2 protein-coding genes and 1 pseudogene are annotated in these 3,078 nt (G+C 57.0%); 1 reads left to right on the top strand and 2 read right to left on the bottom strand.

Going from position 1 to position 3,078, the window contains the following annotated elements:
- Positions 1-447 (top strand): annotated as a pseudogene (locus tag Q0X57_RS07980) (exonuclease); the annotation flags it as partial.
- Here Q0X57_RS07980 and Q0X57_RS07975 read toward each other — a convergent pair.
- A complete protein-coding gene (locus Q0X57_RS07975; protein ID WP_297729933.1) occupies positions 426-1,202 on the bottom strand; it encodes a sulfite exporter TauE/SafE family protein in 777 nt (258 codons plus the stop codon). The pseudogene Q0X57_RS07980 and the gene Q0X57_RS07975 sit on opposite strands and share 22 nt — an antisense overlap.
- Before the next feature lie 10 nt (positions 1,203-1,212).
- A partial coding sequence (gene porU, locus Q0X57_RS07970) for a type IX secretion system sortase PorU (protein WP_297729931.1) occupies positions 1,213-3,078 on the bottom strand: 1,866 nt, incomplete at its 5' end.

The raw sequence follows: 3,078 nt of genomic DNA, 5'->3' as shown, positions 1-3,078 counted from the left end.
CTACTCAGTGGCGTGCCGATCACAAGCGAAGCTACCGACTACCATCAGCTAACCACCGAGTTTGTCGCTGGGCATGGCGAAGCGCCCCAAGCAGTGCTAGAGCTCTTCCTCCGAGACCTAGAAAGTGTCCAGATGATCGTGGGGCATAGCCTCGCCTTCCACCTAGCCGTCCTAGCGCACGACCTACAACACTACCAGCTGCCCAATGAGAGCCTCGGGTCTCGGCGACAGTTCTGCACCATGCGCCAAGGCATCAACTACCTCATCTCGCATTACCAAGCCGATCCCCTACAGACACGCATCAGCCTAGAGTCGCTCTATGGCAAACTCCTATGGGATCGCGAGGGATTGGAGATCATCTACCAGCTCAAGTCTCGCCACGACGTCGTCCTCGCCACGCACTGCTTCATCAAGCTCTACAGAGATCAGCCGACAGCCGCCTCGTGACCATGTAGTAGGTGAACGAGCGTGATCACAACGCCCATCACGATGAAGAGCAGTGAGATGCCCACGCTCAACCACTTGCGCCACCGCTGTATATCTCCAGCGAAATGCGCTAAGCGACTCAACCCCATCCGTATCAAGCCATAGACAGGGTAAGCGATGCTCGCCGTCAGAAGGGCAAAGAACCCTAGGTAGAGCAACCCCTCAGCTCCTCCCGCCTGAGCCGTCATAGGCACCAGCATACCGAAGTAGATCAGCCCCGTAGCAGGACAGAAGAAGAGAGCCGAACTAAAGCCCAGCCAAAGGGCTCGCCAGCTCCATGCACCCTGTCGCCCGAACGGTTGCTCGTGCTCATGATTAAGCTCCTCCGCTTGATGTGTCTGCTCCTCGTGATGGTGATCATGATGATCGTGACGACCGAACAGCCAGAGCAGTACTCCCAGTAGGATAATCAGTGGTCCCAGCCAATGCTCCAAGCCGTACAGGATCTGCGCCTGTAGTTGGAGCGTCTGAATGCTCGTCCGCAAGAGCCACGCCGAGAGCAATCCCAGCGAAAAGTAGAGTAGCGCACGCCCCAGCGCATAGAGCGTCGTGAGCCACCACCCCCGCCGTCTATTCGTCTGCCGTCCCGTCAAGAAGAGCAGCGAAGAGACCACTGTCGCCAGTGGACAAGGGTTGATCGCCACAAGAAGAGCCATCACCGCCACCGCCACAAAGGGGGTCGAACTGGTAACCAACGCTAAGATATCAGCCTGCATAACGAAACTGTTACCTCACTACTATCTTACCCGAGGAGAAAGCGGGCAGAGAGTCTCCCTGCGTCATCCGCAAGCGGTAGATGTAAAGACCTGGCAGCAAGGCACCGCCCGACTGAAGCTTAGGCTCCCATCGTATCAGAGCTGGCGTATTGTGTCCAGAGCGAGCCACCATCTGTGGCGAGAGCGCAACCAGTGCGCCACGGTAGTCGTACAGCTCGATAGTCACATCAACCTCCACGCCTGGCGTATTGTTGTACACCTCCACAATCAGCGGATCATCAGCCGTCAGGACACCTGGACGAGCATGGCTCTCGACCACCGTCGGCGCTTGACCAGCACGCACACGGAAGGCAAAGCTACGCTTCGAAACATTGTTGCACACGTCCCACACCGTAAAAGTCGCCGTGTGATCGCCTTCTGGTAGCTCAGGTAGCAGGTAAAGCACCCGCCCCACACCCGCCTCCATCTCCGAGGCGGTGTAGCTACTACTGAGGTTAAAGGTCAAGTCCTCGCGTCCATCCACTACCAACGTCATATTGTGCCCCACGCCCGTTCCCGAAAGGTTGATCCCCGAGGCATCAGCCAGCGTGGCGACGAAGAGCGGTGTTGAGCCGATGGGGTTATCCACTGAGAAGTTCGGATGACCTAGGTATAGCTCCCGTATCTCAGGCGGAACCGTGTCAACCACGCTGTGCTCTCCCACGCCAGGCTTGACACAGATTGCATGGCTCATGCCCATCGCTTCGTACGGTTCGCCGCCCTTCGCATCGCTGTAAGCATAGAGATTGATCTTGCCATTGCCCCCGCTATAAGGGAGATCCTTAGGCACTACGAAAGAGAAGTCAAAGTGTCCCTCCTTTACCTCAGCGATACCCGCATAGAGCATCCCAGGGTAGTCCTCAAAAGAGGTAATCTCGTCTGGATCCTTGTCCGGTGCATTGTCTATGTGCGTCTTGACCGGAGCCTTAGCATCAAAGACCGTCACAAAGAGCCGGCCCGTGAAGTCTCCCTGCACGACTCCCTGACTGCTCGCCACGTAGCCCCGTACCTGTACACTATCCATCGCATGGAGCGGTACCGCCTCCCCCTCCGAGAGCTTGTCGAGCGAGACACCCGCCAGCTCCGTGATGACCGTCTCATAGGCTGGCATGCGAAGGCGCAGCGCTGGATCCCCGAGGAGGAAGAAGTTCAACTTATTCATCGTATCGTGTGTGAGCGCATTCTTGGCATCACGCATCACGATACCCATAGGACGTAGGAAGCCATCCGCCTGAGGTGTGAAGAGGCTCTCATGTAGCGCTCTATTCATCTGCTCATTGTTCGTATTCATCACGACACGTGTCGTTGTGTAGAGTGCGATAGCCCCACTGGTCGGATTGAGCATAGCCGACTCCCCTGCCGAGGTCTGAGGGTGGTCGTAGTTGGTAAAGTCACAGGTTGCCGTAATCCATACTGGCAGGTGAGGATAGTCAAAGCGTACGATATCCGCCTGCGTCAGGATTTGCTCATCGCTCCAAGCCGCAGGTCCGCCGTGGCCCGTGTAGTCCAGTAAGAGTAGTCCCTTCTGTAGCTCACTCATCAGCTTGCGCCGAGCCTCAGGCACCGAGGTTCGTCCGCCCACATTCTTGTGTGCGTAGGCATCCATATAGACCTTGGAGATGATAAGCTCTGGCTGTAGACGCTCCATGAGCTGAGCAGTCCTGTCGGCCTCCAGGAGGTGCGAGTAGCCATCCATATTGTCCGCCACATAGCAAGCACGCGTACGCCACACGCCTGGCACCTGCTCGCTGTCATAGCGTATTATTTTGTCCACTACAGCCTCAGCCTCCTCCAAGGTACGTATGGGCAGACGACCGATCCCCACCGAGAGTGGCTG

Source organism: uncultured Porphyromonas sp. (assembly GCF_947254915.1).
GTDB lineage: Bacteria > Bacteroidota > Bacteroidia > Bacteroidales > Porphyromonadaceae > Porphyromonas.
Note: the sequence above shows the minus strand (reverse complement) of the source record. Positions and strands in the feature narration are given on the sequence as shown.

Bases quoted from the DNA above. Each gene is read 5' to 3' on its own strand.
- Q0X57_RS07975 (WP_297729933.1), bottom strand. From the start codon at position 1,202: ATGCAGGCTGATATCTTAGCGTTGGTTACCAGTTCGACCCCCTTTGTG.